The sequence below is a fragment of the Argonema galeatum A003/A1 genome (assembly GCF_023333595.1).
Classification (GTDB): domain Bacteria; phylum Cyanobacteriota; class Cyanobacteriia; order Cyanobacteriales; family Aerosakkonemataceae; genus Argonema; species Argonema galeatum.
This window is the reverse complement of the sequence record NZ_JAIQZM010000003.1, coordinates 202,167-222,755: the sequence shown is the minus strand read 5'-3', so window position 1 is coordinate 222,755 and position 20,589 is coordinate 202,167. Positions and strand designations below refer to the sequence as shown.

Below are 20,589 nucleotides of genomic sequence, written 5' to 3'. Positions count from 1 at the left end.
AATTAGGAGATTCTCATGTCAAAAGGTAAATTGGATGGAAAAGTAGCCTTGGTGACAGGTTCGTCGCGAGGAATCGGTCGCGCGATCGCCCAACGTCTTGCTAGTGATGGCGCTTCGGTAGTAGTCAATTATGCCGGTAGCGCCGACAAAGCGAATGAGGTTGTAGCGATCGTCAAAAACTTAGGAGGACAAGCTATTGCCGTACAAGCGGATATTGGCAAAACGGCTGATATTCATCGCCTTTTTGACCAAACAATTGAAACTTTCGGCAAAATCGATATTTTGGTAAACAATGCCGGAATATCTTTCTATAAGCTTATTGCTGATCTCACAGAAGAAGATTTTGACAAAATTTTTACCATCAATGTAAAAGGTACTTTTTTTGCTTGCCAAGAAGCAACAAAACGTATGGCGGATGGAGGGCGCATTATCAATTTTTCCAGCACGTTGACTGCTTTGATGCTACCTACCTATGGTGCCTATTCAGCCACAAAGGGTGCGGTTGAGCAAATAACGCGAGTGCTTGCCAAAGAGTTGGGGGCACGTGGAATCACGGTAAATGCTGTTTCTCCGGGTCCAACTGATACCGAGCTTTTCACCGCCGACAAGACAGAAGAACAGAAAAATCGTTTCGCCCAAATGGCAGCATTAGGTCGCCTTGGAGAAGTAGAAGACATCGCCGATGCGGTCGCTTTTCTGGCAAGCGAAGATGCACGTTGGATTACAGGTCAGAACATTCGTGTAAATGGCGGCATAGCATAAATATAGTTAAGCCATCAAATCAAGTTTTTGACTAAAAATGAATCAAACTTCTGAAAACCTTGCTGCAATTGATGACAACCTTTCTAAGCGCAATATCGAACTCGACCCTGGGGGATATTTTATTATCTACCTCGATCGCGATGCCGGACTGATTTGTGCCAAGCATTTTACGAATGTAATTGACGATCGCGGTTTAGCCGTTGACCCCGAAACTGGAAAGGTAATTCCCGCAAAAGGTAAAGTGGAACGAACTTACAGCACCATATATACTGGCAGAACTGCAAAGGAACTTTGCGTCAATATTTTTGAAGAAACTCAGCCCTGTCCAGTCACGCTTCTAGATCATGCCGCTTATCTAGGCCGAGAGTTTGTTTTGGCCCAGATGGCTCTAATTAGCGGTCAAGAATACGTTCAGGACTAAAAGAAACCGGGTTTATTTGGCTAGTCACCCAAATAAACCCGGTTTCTCACCCCAATAATACCAAATCCTGGTTTGTTACCCCATGAGAATTTTTGGCCTAAACATTGTAGAGACGTTTCATGAAACGTCTCTACAGCCTATAGACATAAAGGGGGTAATCGTTGCGGATTTGGTATAAGTAGGTGGGCATAATTAAACGTAAAACTCCAGGCCCAAAGAAACCCGGTTTCTTGGAGAAACCGGGTTTCTGGTAGTTCAGTTTATTTACGCCCACCTACTTATCAACTTCTCAAACAGGTTCTAAGAACTCATTGACTGATACCAAAAGTAAGTCGCCATTGGGATAACGGTGGCGGCAATTAGCAAACCAACTACCCAGACAGTAGAACTGCCTTTATCGGTTTCTTCTGCCTTTTTAAAGGTTCCTTCTACCCGAACGTTTTCTGCTACTACTTGGGGTGGCCCTGGATCTGGCTGACCGGATAATACGGCAACTAAGCGATCGCCTGCATCCTCGAAAGCTTGGTTATATTTATCACCTTGTCGCAGCGGTACTTGTACGGTTTCTGAGGCCACACTCTGGGCAATTTCATCGGGCATGATCGATTTTACTTTGTCCCCAGTCCGAATTGCCGTGCTGTTGGTGACGGTATCGATCGTTAGCAAAGTTTGATTAGCTTGCGCCTCTGGTGTTGGAAACCATTTTTCAAACAGCTTATTTGTAAAACTTTCGATTGTTTCGTCGTAGTCAAGGTGGCGAATGGTGACTATTCTGACTTCATTGCCCGTCTGTTTGGCTAAATTCTCTAGCAAGCTGCTAATTTTGCCTTCGGTGACGCGACTGACAACTTCGCCCTTGTCAAGTACCCAGGTGCTAGAGCCTGCTGCAAGGCTAGGCATTTCATACACACCCGTAGCAAAAGCCGGGTCAGCAACCAGCACAGTTGTCGCCAATATCAACACTACCGACAACATCAGGCGTTGGAGGTAGTTTCTCCAACTGGAAATTTGGTATAAGAGCTGTTTCATGGAATGGAACCTAAAAAATGACTTCCCACAAAATATAGCAAAGTGCTTCGGCTTTAGTACAAACACAGTCCCCGCCTTACACTCAAAGGATTTTTTATTTTTGAATGAGTGACTTTTGAATGCGTCACTTCCGCGTAGCGGCGCTAGTGCGATCGCCCAATATGCAAATTGATAAATTCGATCGCAAACGGTAGTCCTGACTGAGTTTTTAAATTGGTGAACACGAACGGTTTATCGCCGCGCATCTTTTTGGCATCCCGTTCCATCACGCCCAGATCGGCCCCCACAAAGGGGGCTAAGTCAATCTTGTTAATTACCAGTAAGTCAGATTTGGTGATTCCGGGGCCACCCTTACGGGGAATTTTATCACCAGCGGCGACATCAATCACGTAAATTGTCAGATCGACCAGTTCTGGACTAAAGGTGGAGGCGAGGTTGTCGCCGCCGCTTTCCACAAAAATCAGGTCAAGATTCGTAAATCTCCGTTCCATCTGTTCGATCGCCACTAGGTTCATGGAGGCGTCTTCTCGGATGGCGGTATGGGGACAACCGCCCGTTTCGACACCCAGGATGCGATCGCTCTCCAGCGCCTGACTCCGCACCAAGAACTGGGCATCTTCCTTGGTATAAATATCATTGGTGACCACTGCAATGCTGTAGCGATCGCGCATTGCCTTGCACAAGGCATCGACTAAGGCAGTTTTCCCAGAACCCACTGGGCCAGCTATTCCCACTCTAAACGCATTCATAGGTTATCTGCTCTTTACATCTTTATTAGGAAATAACATTTTCTAGCTAACTACGAAATAACCGAGTGTATTGGGTTTCGTGAGCCATACTAGCTAAAGATAATCCCCAACCGCAACTACTAAGTTTGTCATCATCCAAAACTAAAATTTCTTCGGTCGCACGCATCATACTGATATGTAAATCTAACAGCAACTGTTGACCGGCAGTTTGTCCCAGGGGAATCAATTTGACGCCAGCACTGACAAGATTTGTAGCCCAACTGTGTAAGTAGCCTAACACAGCTGCTCGATCGGGAATATCCCAGTGGGCGGCGGCGATGCCAAATGCTAGAGCATAATTACAAGTTTCACCCAATTCGGTAAAAACTGAGGTCAATTGTGGCTGCAACTGTTGTAAAAGCCGAGATAAGGCCCGACCCATCTGCCAGCTTTGTTCGCGCAACTCCTCGGTTTCCCTGGTAGCTGAAGCCCAAACATTCCAATAACTCAAAGTATCTAAATCGCCCAATTTGACAGATTTATAGCCTCGTACCATCACCGATGCTTCCAACCGAATTGCACCGTAGCGCAGTTCTTGTTCTAGCCAATGCTTCAGGCTTTGTGGATTTTTAATTGTACCGACTTCAATCAGATTTTCCAAAGATTCGGAATAACTATATGCTCCCACTGGTAAGGCAGAATTAGTCAATTGCAGCAGACTCAGCAGCGTTAAATCATTCAGCATAAATCCTTACTCCTTTCGGGCTAGAAGATTATCTATCATTCTTCTGCTCCTCTGCTCCTCTGCTCCTCTGCTCCTCTGCTCCTCTGCTCCTCTGCTCCTCTGCTCCTCTGCTCCCTCATAGATATTCTTTGGGTGGGAAGGGAGTAATTTTCAATGGCTGTGTCCGTATGCTCCCATTTCTGGCTCAAACGGCAAAATTTCCTCTTTTACTTCTACCCCCAGATGTTCCAGCATTGCCTTCAAGACTGGATCGGGAGATAGCCGTAAATAAGTGGGAGCGATTTCTAGCGGCACATGACGGTTACCCAAATGATAAGCTGTCCGCAGCAGGGCCAACTCAGTAGGAGCTAGAGCTGTCATAACTGGTTCCGGTTTTGCAGCTACCCGCACCAGTGTACCGTTTTCCGATTGGAGGAGGTCGCGATCGCGCAGCACCGTACCTCTAGGCAAACGCAGAAACAACGCTTGCCCGTCAGGCATCTCGAAGCGGTGGCGACTGCGAGTGCGTTCACTAGCTGTCAGAGAGAGAGTATAACTGACTGCTGCATTTGGGTCTGCTGGCAAACGTTGCGTGAAAATCGGCATCATAGGGCTAGGGCTAGAAAAGTCAAAAGTCAAAAGTCAAAAGAAAATAGGGGCTAGGGCGTCGGGGCTAGGGCAGAGGGGCAGAGGGGCAGAGGAGAAAAGAAATAAAAATGTTCTTAATAGCAACAAAAGCATAACAATTCCGGAACAGCCCATAAACTAAGTGTATTCACGAGTATGGGTGATTTGTGATTTAAATAGATCGTTTATCAAGTAAGTATGAGTACGTAATCACACTGGGGTGCATTTCTCAAACGTCAATTTGTCCTGTGTGTCATCAAGGAAATCGATGAGATTAGCAATGAACCCTTTAACAACTGCCCCCATCAGAGCGAATACTCAAGATAAACAGTCAAAAATTGCCTTTTTACAGAATATCGATTCATCTTACTTCTTGCAAGGAGTGCTTGAAGGCTTTATGGACGGCATTTTGATTTTAACAGACGAAGGCGAGTTAGTTCATGCCAATCAATCTGCCAGACAGATTTGCAAACAACTTAGTGAAGAAAAAGATAAACATAATTTTGTACCTCATGAGATTTGGCGTGTTTGCGAGTCATTAATCGAGAGCCGCGATATATTTCCCAATCAAAAAATTGCGATCGAGTCCGAAATTGACAAGGACGATTCAGTTAGTTTTCGCGTGCGGGCGCGATGGCTAAAATTAGAGGAGATGAAGTATCCTTGCCTGTTGGTGAGCCTGGAAGATCGACATCAATCTCTCCAGACGATAGTAAATAACGATGCTCACCAATACAGTTTGACGCCACGGGAAAGCGAGGTTTGGTTACTTTATCGAGCTAATTACTCCTATAAGGAGATTGGGGATAAGCTGTATATTTCCCTTAATACTGTGAAGAAACACATGAAGAATATTCATGCCAAGCGAAAAGCTACCTGCGATTCGGAAATGTAGACATTATTGCCTTTATGTGTTATGAACCAGACTGGAGTCGCAGCAATTCACGGTCAATTCGTTGCTTGAGGCTGGGATCTGATGCTTGGCTATTGCGAATCTCAAGGAAGCGCCCAACCGAGAATTGATTCGACTGTATAGTCTGTCTGGAAAAATCACAGAAACTCTTGACATCATTGCGGATGTCGGCGGGGAGAGTTTCCAATCTTTCTGGTGGATAGCAGGTAATATCGGGAACGTTTCCACCTGTTCTGTTTTTAATTTCTTCTACCACAGTTTGACGCCTTTTTTCAATCGTATAGGCAGCGCGGGCAAATCTACTGGCTTCATCATCGCTAACGGCTTGGGCTCTGGCAGAAGAACTGAACATCAGAGCAGGGGAACTTGCAGAGAAATCGGGAGCCAGTCCGCAGAGCAAACCCATAGTAGAGAGGAAAGCCACCATCAAGGATTGCGACAGCATCCGGTTCAGGTCAGGTCGGGAAATGTCAAGATAGGAATTCATCATCATGGGTGTTCTCAAGAACCAGCACACTGATAGGTTCATTAGTTCTGAACCATTTTAGGGGTGTGAAGTTCCACCATCCGAGTGATGACTGGCTACTTGTAGATGTGGCAAAGTTCGATGACCTTGGTTTGCAGGGCTGTTGTCGCCTCTGCGCCTTGTTTGAGGCTGACTTCTAAGTCTAGCAGTACGGGCAAGGTGGCAGAAAGTTTTTGCAAGGTGAGAGTGTTGACCTCTTGCTTAAGAAAGTAAATGCGTTTGGGGTTGCCGACTTCAGCTGCGGTTGCGATCGCTTTCTCATCCCGCTCGCCCTCCTGGATCATCAGCTTAACCCATAACCAGGTGCGAAATTGTCCGATTAAGGTCGCAACAATTCTTAAAGCTGGCTCGTTGCGATCGATCAAATCAGCCACTAATCCCAAAGCTTTGCCTGTATCCCCGCCTCGGATGGCCACCGCCAACTGCAAGCTGTTTTGGGTGTTAGCCGTGACCAAAAAAGCAACAGTATCGGCAGAAAGAGCCTGTTGTGAGTCCAGTCCGAACAGCCGTAGTTTTTTCAGCTCGCTAAAAAGCAGCCTTGTATCGTTACCAACGCAATCAGCCAAAAGTTCGATCGCATCTGGCGTTAGCTTCACCCCAACCTCTTGTGCAGCTTGTCTAACTTGCTGTACGATCTGGTCTGTCTTCCAAGGCGGGATCGGGGAAAACTCCCGGATATCGGCGTGGTTTTGCAGTAGCTTAGTGGATTTAAGCCGCCCATCCGGTTTGGAGCGGCAAGTCATTAACAGAACAGAAGACTTCGGTAAGACGGGCAGAGTTCGCTGTAATTCCGCCAACAGGTCTTCAGAACAGTGCTGGGTTATGGTTGTATCAACCAGCCAGACCAAACGCTGACCCGCCCCAAAAGTCGGCGTCATGGCCTGATTTAAAGCCTGAATCGCAGCATCTGGTTGTTCGGGAGATATTTTGTCATAGTTAAAACTAGCCCATTGGGGATCGAGTACGGTTTCGCGCAACTTGCCAACAGCTTGTTGGAGCGCAAAATCATCTTCCCCCCAGTAGAGGTAAATTGGCATAAAGAGTACGTTGATCCCTGGTCATTGGTCATTGGTCATTGGTCATTGGTCATGAAAATTTTTGAGATTTTCGTCCGATGCCCCATCAGGCTACCAGTTTAAACCGGGAACCCCACCCCCAGCCCCTCACCGTTGACGGGGAGGGGAGTATTTCTCCCCCCTCTCCGAGGTCGGAGAGGGGGGTTGGGGGGGTGAGGTTCCCGTTTTAGGTTGGTAGCCCCCCATCAACTGACTATGACTGTGGCAGCTACCTAAAATCTATTCCATTTAAAATGCGAGGCTATCAAGGTTGGACGAGAACTATCAAACTTACTTGAATCGGGTAGCACGGATGATGCTACCAGAAACTTACAGATCCCAAGTACAGCATATTCAGGAATCGCCGAAGTTTCAGCCGCGCCCGGAAGGTGGCTTCCAAGCTGTGCCGTTTCCTGGCTATACGGTTATCACCCCACCTTCAGAGGAAGATTCGGAAAATTTGGCTTTTTATACCCAATTAAAAGATTGCCAAGAGCAACTTTTGCAAAAGTTAGATCCCGATATGATGGTGGCGGTGCCGCCAGCTAGCTTTCATGTAACTTTAGCTGACTTGATTTGGGATAATGCTTACCGCGACGCGAGTCAGAATCCTGAGTTTGATGTGCGGTTACCTCATACAATTGCACAGATTTTTCAGCAGAGCCTACCGTTGGTGAGCGGTGGTATTCCAATTCGATGGCAGCTATTGGGACTAATGGTGATGCCGCGAGCGCTAGCAGTTTATTTGTTGCCCGCAGATGAACCTTCCTACGATCGAATTCTCAAACTCCGTCAAACGGTCTATCAAAATCGCGATTTAATTTCTCTTGGAATTGAGCAGCAGTACCACTTCACAGCTCACATAACTCTGGGCTATTTTGGCTCTGTATCGGCTGATTTAGACCGCGATCGTCTCAGCAGTACTCTATGTGATTTCAATTTGCAGTGGCTGGAAAATGCGCCCGAACTCTTGGTAAAGAGAGCAGAATTGCGAAAGTTCGACGATATGACGCGCTACTATCGGGAACCTGACTGGCCAGTCCTGGAATTTTAGATTTTAGATTGGGGAAAGCTGGTCTAAATCGGATAATCTAGGAAACTGATTTGCCACCTAATCATCCTTTCATCCCAAATCCAAAATTTCCATGAGTTTGCCTATTCATCCCATTATGGAGCAGAGTTTCGCGGTAATCGATCGCGAAATTGGCTCCCACAACTTCAGCCCAAACGAATATGCGATCGTGCGACGGGTGATCCACAGCACGGCTGACTTTGAGTTCAAGCAGCTAATTCGCTTTACTCCGGGCGCAATAGAGGCGGGAATTGCTGCTATCCGAGGTCGCGTACCGATTGTGACAGATGTTGGGATGGTCAAACAAGGGGTTGTTGGATTGGTGTCACAAACCTTTGACAACCCCTTATTCAGTGCTGTGGAGATGGCACAAACCGCACTTCCGGGAAAAACGCGCACCGAAACGGGTTTGCTGCAATGTTGGCGGGAGTTTCCAGAAGCTATTTTTGCGATCGGGAATGCACCCACCGCTTTGCTGGCTCTTTGCACTGAGTTGCTAGAGGCATCCGTACAACCAGCTTTGGTAATTGGCGTTCCCGTCGGCTTCATTTCGGTGGTAGAGTCAAAGGCGGCACTTGCTTCTACTACCGTTCCTCAGATTCGGGTCGAGGGTCGTAAGGGTGGTTCTCCAGTCGCTGCGGCGATCCTTAATGCTTTAATTGTTTTAGCATCTGAGGAATAGTCAAATTGTCTGTTTTCATCGTTGGTTAAATTTTTACCGCAGATGTAGACAGATGAACGCAGATAAACGCAGATAAGAATAAGAAAACGAATTTTTTAGGTAACCGATTTATATTCTCGGAGTTAATTCAAAATAAATTTGAAATCTGCTATCTAAAATTAAAAATTTCCTAATGACTAATGACTGTACATATTGTTGGAATTGGCTTGGATGGGGCAGATGGACTGACGGATACGGTGCGGCAAATTGTGGAATGGGCGACTGTACTGGTGGGAAGCGATCGCCATCTCAAGTACTTCCCCACTCATCCAGCTGACCGAATCGTATTGGGCGATTTTACAATAGCTATTCGGGAAATTCGCCACCGCCTCTCTACTGACAACGTTATTGTCGTTTTAGTTACTGGTGACCCGTTATTTTTTGGGTTGGGGCGTCTGTTGCTGATGGAACTTCCTCCAGAACAATTGACTTTTTATCCCCATCTAAGTTCTATCCAGCTAGCGTTTAACCGTATTAAAGTTTCTTGGCAAGATGCTCGCGTAATTAGCGCTCACGGTCGCTCTTTTGACGAGCTTATGCAAGCGTTGCAGCAAGGCGTGGAGAAAATAGCGGTGCTGACGGATGATTCTCACAGTCCTGGTGCGATCGCACGTCTGTTGTTATCTTTAGATTTACCCAGTCATTACCAATTCTGGATCTGCGAAAATTTGGGTGGTGGGGATGAGCGCGTTCAGTCTTTGGCGATCGCATCTGTACTAAATCAGACATTTGCACCGCTGAATGTGGTAGTATTATTGCGTCAAATCACAGATGAGCAAATCGACTTAGAAACCTTACCGCATCTGGGATTGCCAGATTCTAGTTTTTTGAGTTTTAGCGATCGGCCCGGTTTGATGACTAAGCGAGAAGTCCGCATCTTAGTCTTGGGAGAATTAGCACTAAAACCAAAACAAACAATCTGGGATGTTGGCGCTGGAACAGGTTCGGTTTCGATTGAAATTGGTCGCTTATTTCCCACTTCTGCCGTGTATGCGATCGAAAAAACATCTGCTGGTACGGCATTGATTGAGGATAATTGCCGTCGTTTCCAAGTCCGCAATGTTATTTCCATCCACGGAAAAGCTCCTGAAATATTATATCACCTCCCGCACCCAGAGCGCATTTTTATTGGCGGTAGTGGTGGCAATTTAAGCGATATTTTGAATATATGTGGCGAAAAGCTAATTCCTGGCGGCGTATTGGTGTTGGCTTTAGCTACTTTGGAACATTTGAATATGGCTGTCACATGGGTGAGCGAAAGGAAATGGGATTACCAGTTGTTGCAAGTGCAGTTATCGCGATCGGTCCCGGTAGCATCTCTGACTCGTTTTTATCCCCTAAATCCAGTTACTATTTTAACTGCCATCAAGAAGTAATGCTCTCAATTTTCGCTGCGATCGCGTCGGATTAGGTAGTCTATAATTCTATCCAATCGCTCGATCGCTTGTTAGCAACCATGAACAATCAACCATGAACAATCAAACTTTCCCAAAAACCTACTTCTATTACTGAGGCAGGTTTTCCTCCTCTTTCTTCTAAATGTTGGCGATAATTTCGCAATAATTCTTGCATTTTGCGACTTTTATACTGGGGAGATATTTCTTTTAAAGCTTGTCGCCAGTGACTATCAGTTGGTGGTTTCCCAAAACCAGCTAAATATTTGGCTTCTTTTACCAGTTTATCCAGTTCTGCACCGGAAAAACCATTGCTATTTTCTACTAAAAATGTTAGTATATTTTGAGTTATGAGCGGCAGTTTGTAGGCAGAAGAGCGTTTGCGAATAATTTCACGACGTTCATCTGTATTCGGTGGCATAATAATAAAAATTTCGTCAAATCTGCCAGCGCGAAATAGTTCGGCTGGTAGTGCGTTTCTATTATTAGAAGTTGCGATAAAAAAGATGGAATATTGATGATCGTTGAGCCAAGATAGGAAAGTGCCGAATTGTCTGGTATTGACGCCAGAGGTATCGCCACCTATTCCAGCGAACGCTTTTTCGATTTCATCCATAAATAGGATATTGGGTGCGGAAGCTTCGATCGCTCTTAATGCTTGGAAGGTGTTACTTTCTGATTCGCCTACCCATTTTGATTGCAATCGAGATATTTCAAAGTTGATTTGAGGAACGCGCCACTGTTGTGCGATCGCTCTCGCAATGAAAGTTTTTCCACATCCCGGATATCCTTCCAATAGTATAGCACGCGGTCGCATTTGTGGGTGAACATCTTGCTCGAACCATTGTTGCCGATTTACGATCCAATCTTTAATATTTTGCAATCCGCCTACTTCATTCAATCCCTGTCCTTGCGGCTCGAAATATTCCAAACCCCCGGTTTTTCTAATTTCTTGTTTCTTGACTTCTAGAATCAATTCTCCGGCTTGGTGGGGATACTCCCAAAGATTTCTGGTAGTAATTAATTTAGCAGTTTGGCTAGCAGCTTGCAATGGCATTCCTTGAGCTTGTTCTGCGAGGCGTCTGGCTTCTTCATCGGGGAGATTATATTTGGAAACCGCAACTCTGAATACATCTTGATATAATTCTTCACCGATGGGGAGGGGTAAATCTAAAATGTGAATGCTGTTGCGAAGGATGCTGGGAATTTGCCAATCGGAACCGATGACAATTAAACTCATTCTAGGGCGAGGTCTTTTTTGGTCGATCGCGATAATTAATTCTTTCAATTGTCGCGCTAAAAAATGAGAATCTGGATGGACAAAAGTTGACCAATCTGGTAATATATAAGTATGTTGGCTAGCTAAATTTTCGATTACTTGTTTTTCCAATCTTTCTGATAAAAAACCGAGAGCGTGCTGAATGGGATCGGCTCTCGTTGGGAGGGGAGAAGAGATAATTTCCCAAACAGCTTTTCCCGGTTCTCCGGTACGTTTTTGGAAACCGTTATTGCTGCTCCATCTGGCTAATTCGCCATCGGGAATATCGGACGAATAGGTGAGGGATTGGTGAGATGCGATCGCGCAATTAACCGCTCTAGTTTCTTCAGCGGAACGGAGAAAAATTAGAGGATATTGGGAACGGAGTAAATCTTCTAATTCTTGTTGGCATCTTTGATAAGGAAGTGGGGTTTGCATTATGAGTAAAAGGATTATTTTTTACCACAGATGAAGACAGATGAACACAGATGAACACAGATGTAATTAGGATCTCTTAGGTACGTAGTTGCGCTTCAGCGCACTCTTTCTTAGGTACGTAGTTGCGCTTCAGCGCTAAAGCGCAACTACGTACCTACTACTAACTAGCAACTCGCGTTAAAATTCGGCTTGATTGATGTCGCTTTCGTATGATATACTAGAAGATGATTTAGGTGTATAATCAAAAATATCGCTAGGTTTAGCATTAGGAGGAATAGTAGTTTTGGGAGGAGTCATCGCATCTGGGGGTAAATCGATCGCGATCGCACTATATTTACGTCCTTCTTTGATATCGCCAATCCATTCATCGATCAATTTTTTTAACTGCGCGTCTTCAATGCGATAGATACCTTGCTCTTGGAGACATTGGCGCAAAAGAAATTGGTTTTTTTCCAAGCGAAAATAGTCTTCGGGATGATCTTCGTGAGTACCTGTCAGAGTCACAGGTAATCGGATTTCTTGATTGGGAATTTTGATGACGGCGATGTATTCGGGCATTTTTTATGAGTTTAAGTCGCGAAAAGAAGAATCTTTCAATTGCTTGCTCCACCATATAAATGGTATCATCGTTCCTAAACCCAACATCAAGATACTTCCCAGAATGGGTAAGCGCTCTGATAAGGGGAGAGCGATATAATCAAAAGTATCTAAGCGGTAAGGTTTTCGATCGGATCTAACATTTGTTAAACGCCGAGATGGTGAGTTTACCGATACCGTAACTTCATAATTACCGCTGCGACGCGCACCAGGTTGTTCGTATTCGATTTCATATTCGCGCAAAGTGCTTAAAAACTTCCGCAAAGTATCTGCTACCGCTGCGGCGTTGGCGGGAAAGGCGTTTATTCCGCCTGTCGCTTCCGCAATTTGTTTTAATCGAGGTTCGTCTACAATATAGCTATCGATATCACTTCGACATTTTTTCAAATTATCGACAGTAAGTTCATTATCGCTGAGATTACATCGGATGCGATCGCGCAATTCCTTCAACTTTTCCCCATATCCCATCGTGTGAACTGTCACTTTTGGATATTGTTGGAAAACCTCAAGTAAGCGATCGAATCTTTCTGACTCATCGCTGCGATCGTTTACCACATCATACCCATCAGAAAGTAAAATTACAGCTAATCTCGGTGGGGGTGACTTATCATTTGGATCTTGCTGTAGATTTCCCAAATACTTGACAGCTTCCTCTAACGGCTGATATATATTGGTAGCAGCACAAACATCAACTTTAGCTAATTTATCTAATTCCAGGTTTAAATCGGGACTCCAAGACGGACTAAAATTTTTATCTATAATAATTTCATTAACAGTAAAGCTATTCTTACATCCCTCCCCAAAAGGAACTAGAGAGATCCGCACATCCCAATTATCCCCCTTAACTTCATTAATAAATTCTCTCACCCCACCAACCGCACCATCCAACTTTTTAGTCCCCCCCGAATCTTCATTGTTCATACTCCCACTCATATCCAACAGCATCACCAATTTAGCGGGGTCAGGTTTAGATTGTTCTGAAGAAAGTAAAGTTATTTGTGATGGACTTAATCTTACCGAATTTCCTTGTGCGTTAGTAGTAGTAATTCTAAAATCATTTTTATTCAAACCTGCGATCGGAACTCTTTCATCATCCAAAACCTTCACCCTCAAAGTAACCTTATCCTGTTTTGTGGTAACGCGATATATTTCTAGCGAATTCGATAAAACAGGTAGGGGAAGCAACGCCAACAAAGTAGAAAATGCAATTATTTTGAGTTTGTTCATGGTTCATGGTTCATTGTTCATGGTTCATTGTTGATTAAACCAATATCAATTTTAACCGATAAATTCCGGTATCTTCAGTCCGTTTTAACGGACTTTCGCTATTAGCCTGGGGTTTGAACCCCAGGCGGGCCAGGTTTTTGCAACAAGTCTCTCTAAACCTCCGGTTTGAACCCCAGGCGGGCCAGGTTTTTGCAACAAGTCTCTCTAAACCTCCGGTTCGATCCCCGCCGATCGCAATTGATCTGCTAACCTTCGGGCGCGTTCTTCCGCTTGTCGGGATTGTTCCTCCGCTTGTCGGGATTGTTCCTCCGCTTGTCGGGCGCGTTCCTCCGCTTGTGCTGCTCTCTCCGCGCCAGTGGGAATCATATTACCAGAAACATCGCACCAGCGCAACCAAGTATCCTCAACCCCTTCATAAACTCCCCGCCACAAAGTTAATCCCAACCCCACATCTTCCAACCAAGTTTCTGTCCTAGAAACATAGTGAATTCCTTGCAATTCATAAACTTGGAGGCGAGTTTCTCCTAGTTGCTGGAACGGGTCTAAAACCACATAATAACCTATCCCAATTCTAGCATAATCTCTCAACTTTTTACCCAACTCATTTCCCACCTTATTCGAGACAATTTCGATGACTAATTCTGGTGGCTTACCGAATTCCCAAACAAAATAGGCGCGGTTTTCTTTTTGTCGCCAGTCGGGAGTAACAGAGACATCCAAACTGAGAAAAACATCCGGTACAAAGGGAGGTAAAGTGCGGCTATAAAATAAACCGACATTAGCGCAAACCAAAAAAGGAACCGTACTTTGCCAAGAGCTATATAAAGATTCTACCAACAGACGTTGTTGTTTAGCCGAAAAAATATTATCCACTGGCGTATCATCTTCCGTAATGATATGACTGATATCTGGTGTTAACTCAATTGCCAAAACTTCCGACATACTAACCATCCTTCCAACTTAATCTACATCTGTTCCTATCGGCTGTAAACAAAACCCCCATCCTCCCCATCCAAACATTCTACACTAAAATTCCCTCCCCCAACCCAAAATCTACATCTACATCTGTGTTCATCTGTGTTCATCTGTGGATATCTGTGGTAAAAAAAAATCCCCATCCCCCGCCTTTAAGCCTGCGGATCGAGAAACTTATTATAAAATACAAATCGATAATATTTATCCCTATTATTTTCATGGTAAAATGTCAATATCTGATTGTGTCTTAAAGGTCTTTCCTTACCCCCTTCAGTTAAAAGCCGACGCTGAATTTCAACCGCCTCATCAGCAAGACAACGCAGCATCACATCACCATTACGAATTTCCAAAGATGCAGCTTCTGGTGGGATATTAGGAATATAAATATCTGCTTCATCATTGGAACCGATAATAATCCGCTTTTTGGTTTTAGAAGGTAATTGAATTGATAAACCTTCTTGGATATATTTATATTCTCCCGTCACAAATCTAAGTTTAATATTTTTCAATAGAGGTTTTTCCCTATTACCACCATACTTAGGATCGATCGCCTCAAAACCCTCCCCCGCCCTCAAAGCAGCTAAATAACTTGGAGAAGTAGCAAAACTCAACAACAAACCGAGAGAAAATCCCAAAATAGAAAATCCCACCGGATCTTCATATCCACCCAATTCTATTTGATTGCGAATCAACTCCACAATTACCGCCGCCAGCACACCCGCACCCAAACCAAACAAAGTCGATTTCCAAATCCGTTCTTTCGCCTTATCGGTAGCACCTTCAATACTGCGAAACCGCCAGCTAAACCCCTCACCCACCCCGGTAAACAAACCAACAATACTCCAGGCGACAACCCTAACCATCCAATCTGGTGCTGGTGTTTGATAGAGGATGAAATTAAAGATAGCAGCAGCTAAACCCGCACCCATACCTGTTAGCAACGCACTCCAAAAATAAGGCGGTAATACTCGGAAGTTAGCTTTATGGCGAGTGGGGTTGCTGGAAAAGATTTCAGCAATCACAATGGCGACGGCGAGAGAAGCGGCGACAAAGGGAAGGATGATAAAGTCCGCTTTTATCGGGAGAGTTTCATCGATGGGGGCTCTCAATAAATCGAGGACAAATTGGCTGATTCCCCAACCAAATAGGGCGGAGAAAATGCCGGATATGGTGAAGAGGAAATATCTCATTTTTGATCTTCTTTTTTTAGTATTTTTTGATTTTCCTTCAAGCATGGGATGAATTCTATAGCTTTTGTCGGATCTTCTTTACAAGATTTTAGTTTGTTAATATTCTGTTTGATTTCATTATCATTTGTTCCTTCTTCAAAGCTTTTTCTCAAAAACTCTTTAACTGGCTTTACTTGTTCCTCTTTAAACGAGTCTTGCAACTTTTTCCAAGTGTCTGGGCCAACAGTACCAGTAGTTTGATTTAATTTCATCTTTATTCGCTGAAAGTTCTTAATTGCTTCTGTAGTTTTTTGATCGAATTGTCCGGTGATTTCTCCATCTCCAGTATAAAATTGGAGTTCTTCTGAATTAGAAGTATACTTTATGAAATTCAGCATTTGTTGGATAATTTTTATGTCATCAGGCGGACTATCAGACTTTACAGGATTATCTTTTGACAAAGATACTGTAGGAGTAAAGGCATTTTTAATGAATGTATTTGTTGTTGCGATAGAGGTTTTCTTTCTTCCCTCGTTATTTCCATCATTATCTTTATCTTTGAGAATTTCGGGTAATTCATCTTTCAGAAATTGAATTAATCTTTGCTTTGCTTGCGGGTCGCCCGTATTGTCCCACAAGTCTAAGTCCCGCTCAAAATTTCTGGGAAGGATGAAATTATTTTTCGCAGAATTATCTTTTGCTTGCGGCAAATTTGGTAGATGAAATACCCCAGGGGCAAAACGCATCCCTGCGGCTAATGCTAAAATGGCGATAAGAACAGCAACCCCAATTAGATATATGTTAGCCTTTTTTTGTCTCTTCCTGAGTCGAATAATTTTCTCGTTTACATTCTCGTTTACATTTTTGGATATATCCTCTGGGACATCTCCCTCGCTAAGTTGATATAAAACTGCTGACAAATCGTAATTTTTACATTTTTCAAATAACAGAGCTAGCTTTTTATATTCGGGGAATAAGGGGTATTTTCCATTTATCTTACCCTTTTTATCCCACTCACTTAATGTTTCTCGAATTTGTTTATAAAAATCATCGTTTCTTTGTGTATCTTCAGCACTTAGCCAAGACACGAGATTTTTGGCGTATCCCTGTAAATAGGAAGACCATGTGTAATTTACAAAATCACTACTTAATACAGTATTTGATTTAAACAATAACCATTCAATATTGTCATATTGGTTATTTGTAATATCTGGTGACGTGCATTGTAGCAGCATTTGACTTATCCCTTCATTCACACGGGATACCAGTTGATTGTAAGCATTTTTTGTATTTTCACTGTGGCTAGCCTTTAGAAGTGCTGCTTGAATAGTTAAAGAAGTTGGCTGAAAAGTCTGGTTACTCGTTTTCCTCAACCAGTCTAGCCAACCTTGTACTTCTTCGCCTCCTAAAATCGCCCGTAATGCTTTATACCTGGCCCCAGATGGAGTAGTAGACTGGTTGATTATTTTTTGATCGTTAATCTGACTCCAATTCCACTGAAGGATTGAAGAATGTTGCAAGTAATTAACAAGTTCTGAAAGCTTGTTTTGATTAATATTTTCATTTTTGGCCAGGTCTGATAGGCAATCTCTTGTTGGCTGCCAATCAATATAACCTGGAGGTGGGATCGGCTCATCTCGCTTTACAATTGCTGATGAATTTGGGTTATATAATCTGTTTATCTCAATTTTACTATTTGTATAATATATTATAGTGAATTTTTGTTTTTTATCTAGCTCTTTTACATTCCAAGCCCAAGAAATGGGAAAATTAGAAGATTGATGAAGATGTATAGCGAGGTAGTGCAGTCCTTTGTAGCTAATATTTTCCCCATTGTTGTCTAATGCTAATTGAGATTGAGACGAATTAATTTTTATTTTTGGAAGCCAATCTTTAAATTCTGAATTAGATTGTATAAAATAATCCCTACTACGAGTATCTGCAAAATAATCTAGCCTTGGATTATTAGGTTGCCAATTAAACTCGAATTTCGGCTTTACAACTTTTTCCCACCAAAGTAATAACGTGCCAATTCCATCTATATTTTCATTTTGAGGTTTTTCCAACCAAAAATATCGGTAACAGACTCCTGGCCGAGATCCGTCTTCTCTTAAACTTGTAGCAACTGCCAACACAGAATATTTATCAATTTCTCTGCCGATTAGGGCGAATTTTCCTCCTTGAGGCGGATAACTATCAAGAATCCGAAAATCACCCCGATCGACAGCTTCTTTAATTTTTGGCGGAACGGTTGTAGTACCTAGCCCAACTTCATTATTGTACCCTCCAGATACAATTTTCCCATCCTTCTCTGTTTCGTAAAACTCTCTAGAAAACTCCTCTATTTTTATAACTGACATAACCTATAAATCCTCCATTTTTCTTAAACGCCAATCATCTTTTCCTGTATGCAGCCAATAAATAGGTGCCACCAAACCAAAAGGTCTCCAATACTGCGGATAATTAATCACTCCACAAATAGCCTCGCTATCTCTTGTTTCTTCTCTAAAATTCGGGGTTAGTGGTTCCCCTATCATGCCAAAAGCCGAACAAAAAAAGTAGTTGATCGGACAACCCCATTCCTTCTGCCACTTTTGTAAAGTGGTTTCCGTTTGCGAAAATTTTAACCTCATAAACTTCTGCATATCGTGGCGATGAATCCAAACCGAACCTTGTTCGGCTTTCGAGAATGCAACCGCGATACGATAGCTGTTCAGATTTTTATTTTGTCCTGTCAACCGAAAATTTAACTCTTCCTTTAATCTCTCGAAAGCTTGGGAATACAACTTATCTTCTCTCGCTGTTCCGTCTATCAATAATAACAAACCAGTAGCATCAGCGCAATCATCTAAATAGTTACTCAGTTTGGGACTTATACTGGTTTTTCGTAGTTCTTCAATCAGTTTACCCGGATAGTCCCGACAAGACACTTGAAACTTAATATTTCCGCCGATACGAAAGGCGGGTTTCATTTCAATTAATAAGGTATACAGCGGTAGTTCGTTTGCATCTTCAGGAAAGAAAGTTCCTGCTAAAGGTAAGCCGTTTTCTAATATATCTTTAGCTTGGTCAATCAGCTTGTCTGTTCGATCGTCAAAAGGTTTAACTGACTCAATTGGACTATCGGGTCTGGCATTGGGCCACCTAGCTAAAGCTGCCATAAAAGTTGTTTTGCCAGCGCGTCGATGGCCAACAATTCTAATATCGGGACTGCCGGATAAGTATCGCGGTCTTCTTGAAAAAAGATTGACCACGCTTCGGAGAAATTTGCTAATAGTTTTAATGATTTTTCTAAAGACGGTGGTCATGTAAAGTTCTCCCCGTACTTAACCAATAAATCGGTGCAATTAAACCATAAGGTTGCCATTGCTCAGGCTCTCGCAGAAAAGCATTAAATTCAGATATACTGCCATCATCGGGAATATAGCGATTGGGACGGGGGTCGAAATCATCTGTTCTGGTACTCAATACCCCAAAAGATGAACAAGCAAAAAACTTTAATCTTTGGGGCGAAAGTTTTGTCTTCAGAAAATCATAAGTTTCCGGTAATCGCACTCTAAATAAATCTTCCTCTGGGTCAAGACGACATGGCCATAATTCCCCCCGTTCGCATTTAGACATCACCACAGCTATCCGCAAATTCTTTATTTCTGGGTTAATCTTCTCTTTCTTAAATATCTCGTCGCATAGCTTTTTAAAGGCAGGCTTATAAAGTGTCTTATCTCGTCCTGGTTCCCAATCAGTTAGCATCACCATCCAAGCATTTGCTGTAAACAAATCATCAATAAATGGTTCTACTTCACTTTGTTTATGGGGTAGGGGAATTTCCTCAAATATCTTACCCGGATAATCTCTGGTATTTAGTTCAATTTCTATAGGAGGCATTCCCTTAATTGAGGGAATCTTAATTCTAAAAAAGTAAAAGGGCAAATAATCTATATTTGTTTTAAAAGTACCAGCCAGTTTATTCCCTTGCATAATAATATCTTTCGCCATTCTCCCCAGTCTCTCTGCATCCTCTCCCACAGGCGTTATTTCCATACCTGAATATAATTGCTTCATTTGTTGAGGAAAATAAGCTAAAGTAGCCAGATAAGTTGTCTTCCCAGATTGTCTGGGGCCAATAATGCGAATTTCTGCTGATTTAGGAGTTTGGCGAGTCATATTACTTATGGGCGAGATAAGAAGCAAGATGAATCCAGGGAAGTTCTAACAGAGACGGATTCTTAATCGTGGTAATAAAAAATCGCAGGCTTGTGCTATGCTGACGATTATATTCCCGAATTATATCATCCGCTTTATTAAAATAGGTATTGCGAATATATTCATTGTATTCAATCCAACGCAGCCCTTTCAATTGTTCGTATCGCCACCTCTGGGCTTCAGCTTGAATATCGCAAAACAAATCCGCTTTGTGAATCGAGATCAGAATGTGTTGGACTGTAGCACAATTTTGATTGAAAAATTGCAGCCAGCTTGCCAAGTTATTAGTCCAAGCATCGGGACGAGCAAAATCATCTGGATTGCTATTGCCATCTACATCTAGCAAGTGCGGTTGAATCATGGTACGGTGGGGAGGCAGCAGGAGCAGAACCGCTTGACTCTGACTAACTTCTGTTTGGATACCCTGCCAAGCATCCGGATAAATCTTACGCCACTCTTTGTTGCTCCAAGCTTCACCATTAGTATCTATCCAACGAACTTGGATTTGCCTTTCCCCACCCGGTAGCTTAACTTCCACTAGCAACGTTTCTTCCTCTTTTTTAGAAGTACCTGCTATTAGACCAGTATCGGGATCGTAATATTTTTTCAGGTCGGTAAGCACTTTGACGTGCTTAGTCCCTGGGTCATGCAAAGCTATGACCATACTGGTTTTACCGACAAGTCGATCGCCTATCACCACCACGCTCATTCGGTACCACACCCAAAACTTGCGCTCATTGTATCACTGGT

The 20,589-nt window shown here is 43.3% G+C and carries 21 protein-coding genes; 6 read left to right on the top strand and 15 right to left on the bottom strand.

All coding sequences use genetic code 11. From position 1 onward, the window contains the following. Window positions 1–15: 15 nt before the first annotated feature. Window positions 16–762: an SDR family oxidoreductase gene (locus tag LAY41_RS05800; RefSeq protein WP_249095153.1), complete on the top strand. Its 747-nt coding sequence runs from the start codon at window positions 16–18 to the stop codon at window positions 760–762. A gap of 37 nt (window positions 763–799) precedes the next feature. Beyond that, window positions 800–1,183, top strand: a complete 384-nt coding sequence (locus tag LAY41_RS05795) for a DUF4346 domain-containing protein (RefSeq protein WP_249095151.1) — start codon at window positions 800–802, stop codon at window positions 1,181–1,183. Between the two features lie 300 nt (window positions 1,184–1,483). Here the strand turns inward: LAY41_RS05795 and psb32 are convergent, their stop codons facing one another. From psb32 to ureE, 4 genes are all read right to left on the bottom strand, one after another. Beyond that, window positions 1,484–2,212, bottom strand: coding sequence for a photosystem II repair protein Psb32 (psb32, locus tag LAY41_RS05790; RefSeq protein ID WP_249095149.1), 729 nt, complete (start codon window positions 2,210–2,212; stop codon window positions 1,484–1,486). Between the two features lie 143 nt (window positions 2,213–2,355). Then, window positions 2,356–2,961, bottom strand: a complete 606-nt coding sequence (ureG, locus tag LAY41_RS05785) for an urease accessory protein UreG (RefSeq protein WP_249095147.1) — start codon at window positions 2,959–2,961, stop codon at window positions 2,356–2,358. Window positions 2,962–3,007: 46 nt separating this feature from the next. Beyond that, window positions 3,008–3,685: an urease accessory protein UreF gene (locus tag LAY41_RS05780; RefSeq protein ID WP_249095145.1), complete on the bottom strand. Its 678-nt coding sequence runs from the start codon at window positions 3,683–3,685 to the stop codon at window positions 3,008–3,010. A 150-nt stretch (window positions 3,686–3,835) separates the two neighbouring features. Beyond that, the gene (gene ureE, locus LAY41_RS05775; protein ID WP_249095288.1) at window positions 3,836–4,270 is read right to left on the bottom strand and encodes an urease accessory protein UreE; all 435 of its coding nucleotides are present in this window, start codon (window positions 4,268–4,270) and stop codon (window positions 3,836–3,838) included. Window positions 4,271–4,571: 301 nt separating this feature from the next. Between ureE and LAY41_RS05770 the strand changes: the two genes are divergently transcribed. After that, the gene (locus tag LAY41_RS05770) at window positions 4,572–5,186 is read left to right on the top strand and encodes a helix-turn-helix transcriptional regulator (RefSeq protein ID WP_249095143.1); all 615 of its coding nucleotides are present in this window, start codon (window positions 4,572–4,574) and stop codon (window positions 5,184–5,186) included. A 19-nt stretch (window positions 5,187–5,205) separates the two neighbouring features. Here the strand turns inward: LAY41_RS05770 and LAY41_RS05765 are convergent, their stop codons facing one another. Next, the gene (locus LAY41_RS05765) at window positions 5,206–5,697 is read right to left on the bottom strand and encodes a DUF4168 domain-containing protein (protein WP_249095141.1); all 492 of its coding nucleotides are present in this window, start codon (window positions 5,695–5,697) and stop codon (window positions 5,206–5,208) included. Between the two features lie 89 nt (window positions 5,698–5,786). After that, window positions 5,787–6,767, bottom strand: coding sequence for a DNA polymerase III subunit delta (gene holA / locus LAY41_RS05760; protein ID WP_249095139.1), 981 nt, complete (start codon window positions 6,765–6,767; stop codon window positions 5,787–5,789). A gap of 289 nt (window positions 6,768–7,056) precedes the next feature. On the opposite strand from holA, the gene LAY41_RS05755 reads away from it, so the two are divergent. From LAY41_RS05755 to cbiE, 3 genes are all read left to right on the top strand, one after another. Continuing rightward, window positions 7,057–7,839, top strand: coding sequence for a DUF1868 domain-containing protein (locus tag LAY41_RS05755; protein WP_249095137.1), 783 nt, complete (start codon window positions 7,057–7,059; stop codon window positions 7,837–7,839). A 91-nt stretch (window positions 7,840–7,930) separates the two neighbouring features. Then, on the top strand, window positions 7,931–8,539 hold the full coding sequence (locus LAY41_RS05750; RefSeq protein ID WP_249095134.1) for a cobalt-precorrin-8X methylmutase: 609 nt from the start codon (window positions 7,931–7,933) through the stop codon (window positions 8,537–8,539). Between the two features lie 179 nt (window positions 8,540–8,718). After that, a complete protein-coding gene (gene cbiE / locus LAY41_RS05745) occupies window positions 8,719–9,954 on the top strand; it encodes a precorrin-6y C5,15-methyltransferase (decarboxylating) subunit CbiE (protein ID WP_249095131.1) in 1,236 nt (411 codons plus the stop codon). Window positions 9,955–10,042: 88 nt separating this feature from the next. Here cbiE and LAY41_RS05740 read toward each other — a convergent pair whose 3' ends face one another. From LAY41_RS05740 to LAY41_RS05700, 9 genes are all read right to left on the bottom strand, one after another. Then, complete coding sequence (locus LAY41_RS05740; protein ID WP_249095128.1) at window positions 10,043–11,668, bottom strand: AAA family ATPase; 1,626 nt, start codon at window positions 11,666–11,668, stop codon at window positions 10,043–10,045. Between the two features lie 177 nt (window positions 11,669–11,845). After that, window positions 11,846–12,226, bottom strand: a complete 381-nt coding sequence (locus LAY41_RS05735; RefSeq protein ID WP_249095125.1) for a hypothetical protein — start codon at window positions 12,224–12,226, stop codon at window positions 11,846–11,848. Window positions 12,227–12,229: 3 nt separating this feature from the next. After that, window positions 12,230–13,492 (bottom strand): vWA domain-containing protein, encoded by a 1,263-nt coding sequence (locus LAY41_RS05730; RefSeq protein WP_249095122.1) that lies wholly within the window; start codon window positions 13,490–13,492, stop codon window positions 12,230–12,232. Between the two features lie 204 nt (window positions 13,493–13,696). Then, on the bottom strand, window positions 13,697–14,434 hold the full coding sequence (locus tag LAY41_RS05725) for a Uma2 family endonuclease (protein WP_249095120.1): 738 nt from the start codon (window positions 14,432–14,434) through the stop codon (window positions 13,697–13,699). Between the two features lie 185 nt (window positions 14,435–14,619). Next, window positions 14,620–15,657, bottom strand: a complete 1,038-nt coding sequence (locus LAY41_RS05720) for a chloride channel protein (RefSeq protein WP_249095118.1) — start codon at window positions 15,655–15,657, stop codon at window positions 14,620–14,622. After that, window positions 15,654–17,996 (bottom strand): peptidoglycan-binding domain-containing protein, encoded by a 2,343-nt coding sequence (locus LAY41_RS05715; RefSeq protein WP_249095116.1) that lies wholly within the window; start codon window positions 17,994–17,996, stop codon window positions 15,654–15,656. The genes LAY41_RS05720 and LAY41_RS05715 overlap by 4 nt, the downstream gene beginning before the upstream one ends. Window positions 17,997–17,999: 3 nt before the next feature. After that, a complete protein-coding gene (locus LAY41_RS05710; RefSeq protein ID WP_249095114.1) occupies window positions 18,000–18,944 on the bottom strand; it encodes a hypothetical protein in 945 nt (314 codons plus the stop codon). Further along, on the bottom strand, window positions 18,928–19,800 hold the full coding sequence (locus tag LAY41_RS05705; protein WP_249095113.1) for a hypothetical protein: 873 nt from the start codon (window positions 19,798–19,800) through the stop codon (window positions 18,928–18,930). The genes LAY41_RS05710 and LAY41_RS05705 overlap by 17 nt, the downstream gene beginning before the upstream one ends. A 1-nt stretch (window position 19,801) precedes the next feature. After that, window positions 19,802–20,548 carry a hypothetical protein gene (locus tag LAY41_RS05700; protein WP_249095111.1) on the bottom strand — a complete coding sequence of 249 codons (747 nt, stop codon included), beginning with the start codon at window positions 20,546–20,548 and terminating at the stop codon, window positions 19,802–19,804. Window positions 20,549–20,589: the final 41 nt, after the last annotated feature.

Bases quoted from the DNA above. Each gene is read 5' to 3' on its own strand.
- LAY41_RS05800 (WP_249095153.1), top strand. From the start codon at position 16: ATGTCAAAAGGTAAATTGGATGGAAAAGTAGCCTTGGTGACAGGTTCG.
- LAY41_RS05795 (WP_249095151.1), top strand. From the start codon at position 800: ATGAATCAAACTTCTGAAAACCTTGCTGCAATTGATGACAACCTTTCT.
- psb32 (WP_249095149.1), bottom strand. From the start codon at position 2,212: ATGAAACAGCTCTTATACCAAATTTCCAGTTGGAGAAACTACCTCCAA.
- ureG (WP_249095147.1), bottom strand. From the start codon at position 2,961: ATGAATGCGTTTAGAGTGGGAATAGCTGGCCCAGTGGGTTCTGGGAAA.
- LAY41_RS05780 (WP_249095145.1), bottom strand. From the start codon at position 3,685: ATGCTGAATGATTTAACGCTGCTGAGTCTGCTGCAATTGACTAATTCT.
- ureE (WP_249095288.1), bottom strand. From the start codon at position 4,270: ATGCCGATTTTCACGCAACGTTTGCCAGCAGACCCAAATGCAGCAGTC.
- LAY41_RS05770 (WP_249095143.1), top strand. From the start codon at position 4,572: ATGAACCCTTTAACAACTGCCCCCATCAGAGCGAATACTCAAGATAAA.
- LAY41_RS05765 (WP_249095141.1), bottom strand. From the start codon at position 5,697: ATGATGATGAATTCCTATCTTGACATTTCCCGACCTGACCTGAACCGG.
- holA (WP_249095139.1), bottom strand. From the start codon at position 6,767: ATGCCAATTTACCTCTACTGGGGGGAAGATGATTTTGCGCTCCAACAA.
- LAY41_RS05750 (WP_249095134.1), top strand. From the start codon at position 7,931: ATGAGTTTGCCTATTCATCCCATTATGGAGCAGAGTTTCGCGGTAATC.
- cbiE (WP_249095131.1), top strand. From the start codon at position 8,719: ATGACTGTACATATTGTTGGAATTGGCTTGGATGGGGCAGATGGACTG.
- LAY41_RS05740 (WP_249095128.1), bottom strand. From the start codon at position 11,668: ATGCAAACCCCACTTCCTTATCAAAGATGCCAACAAGAATTAGAAGAT.
- LAY41_RS05735 (WP_249095125.1), bottom strand. From the start codon at position 12,226: ATGCCCGAATACATCGCCGTCATCAAAATTCCCAATCAAGAAATCCGA.
- LAY41_RS05730 (WP_249095122.1), bottom strand. From the start codon at position 13,492: ATGAACAAACTCAAAATAATTGCATTTTCTACTTTGTTGGCGTTGCTT.
- LAY41_RS05725 (WP_249095120.1), bottom strand. From the start codon at position 14,434: ATGTCGGAAGTTTTGGCAATTGAGTTAACACCAGATATCAGTCATATC.
- LAY41_RS05720 (WP_249095118.1), bottom strand. From the start codon at position 15,657: ATGAGATATTTCCTCTTCACCATATCCGGCATTTTCTCCGCCCTATTT.
- LAY41_RS05715 (WP_249095116.1), bottom strand. From the start codon at position 17,996: ATGTCAGTTATAAAAATAGAGGAGTTTTCTAGAGAGTTTTACGAAACA.
- LAY41_RS05710 (WP_249095114.1), bottom strand. From the start codon at position 18,944: ATGACCACCGTCTTTAGAAAAATCATTAAAACTATTAGCAAATTTCTC.
- LAY41_RS05705 (WP_249095113.1), bottom strand. From the start codon at position 19,800: ATGACTCGCCAAACTCCTAAATCAGCAGAAATTCGCATTATTGGCCCC.
- LAY41_RS05700 (WP_249095111.1), bottom strand. From the start codon at position 20,548: ATGAGCGTGGTGGTGATAGGCGATCGACTTGTCGGTAAAACCAGTATG.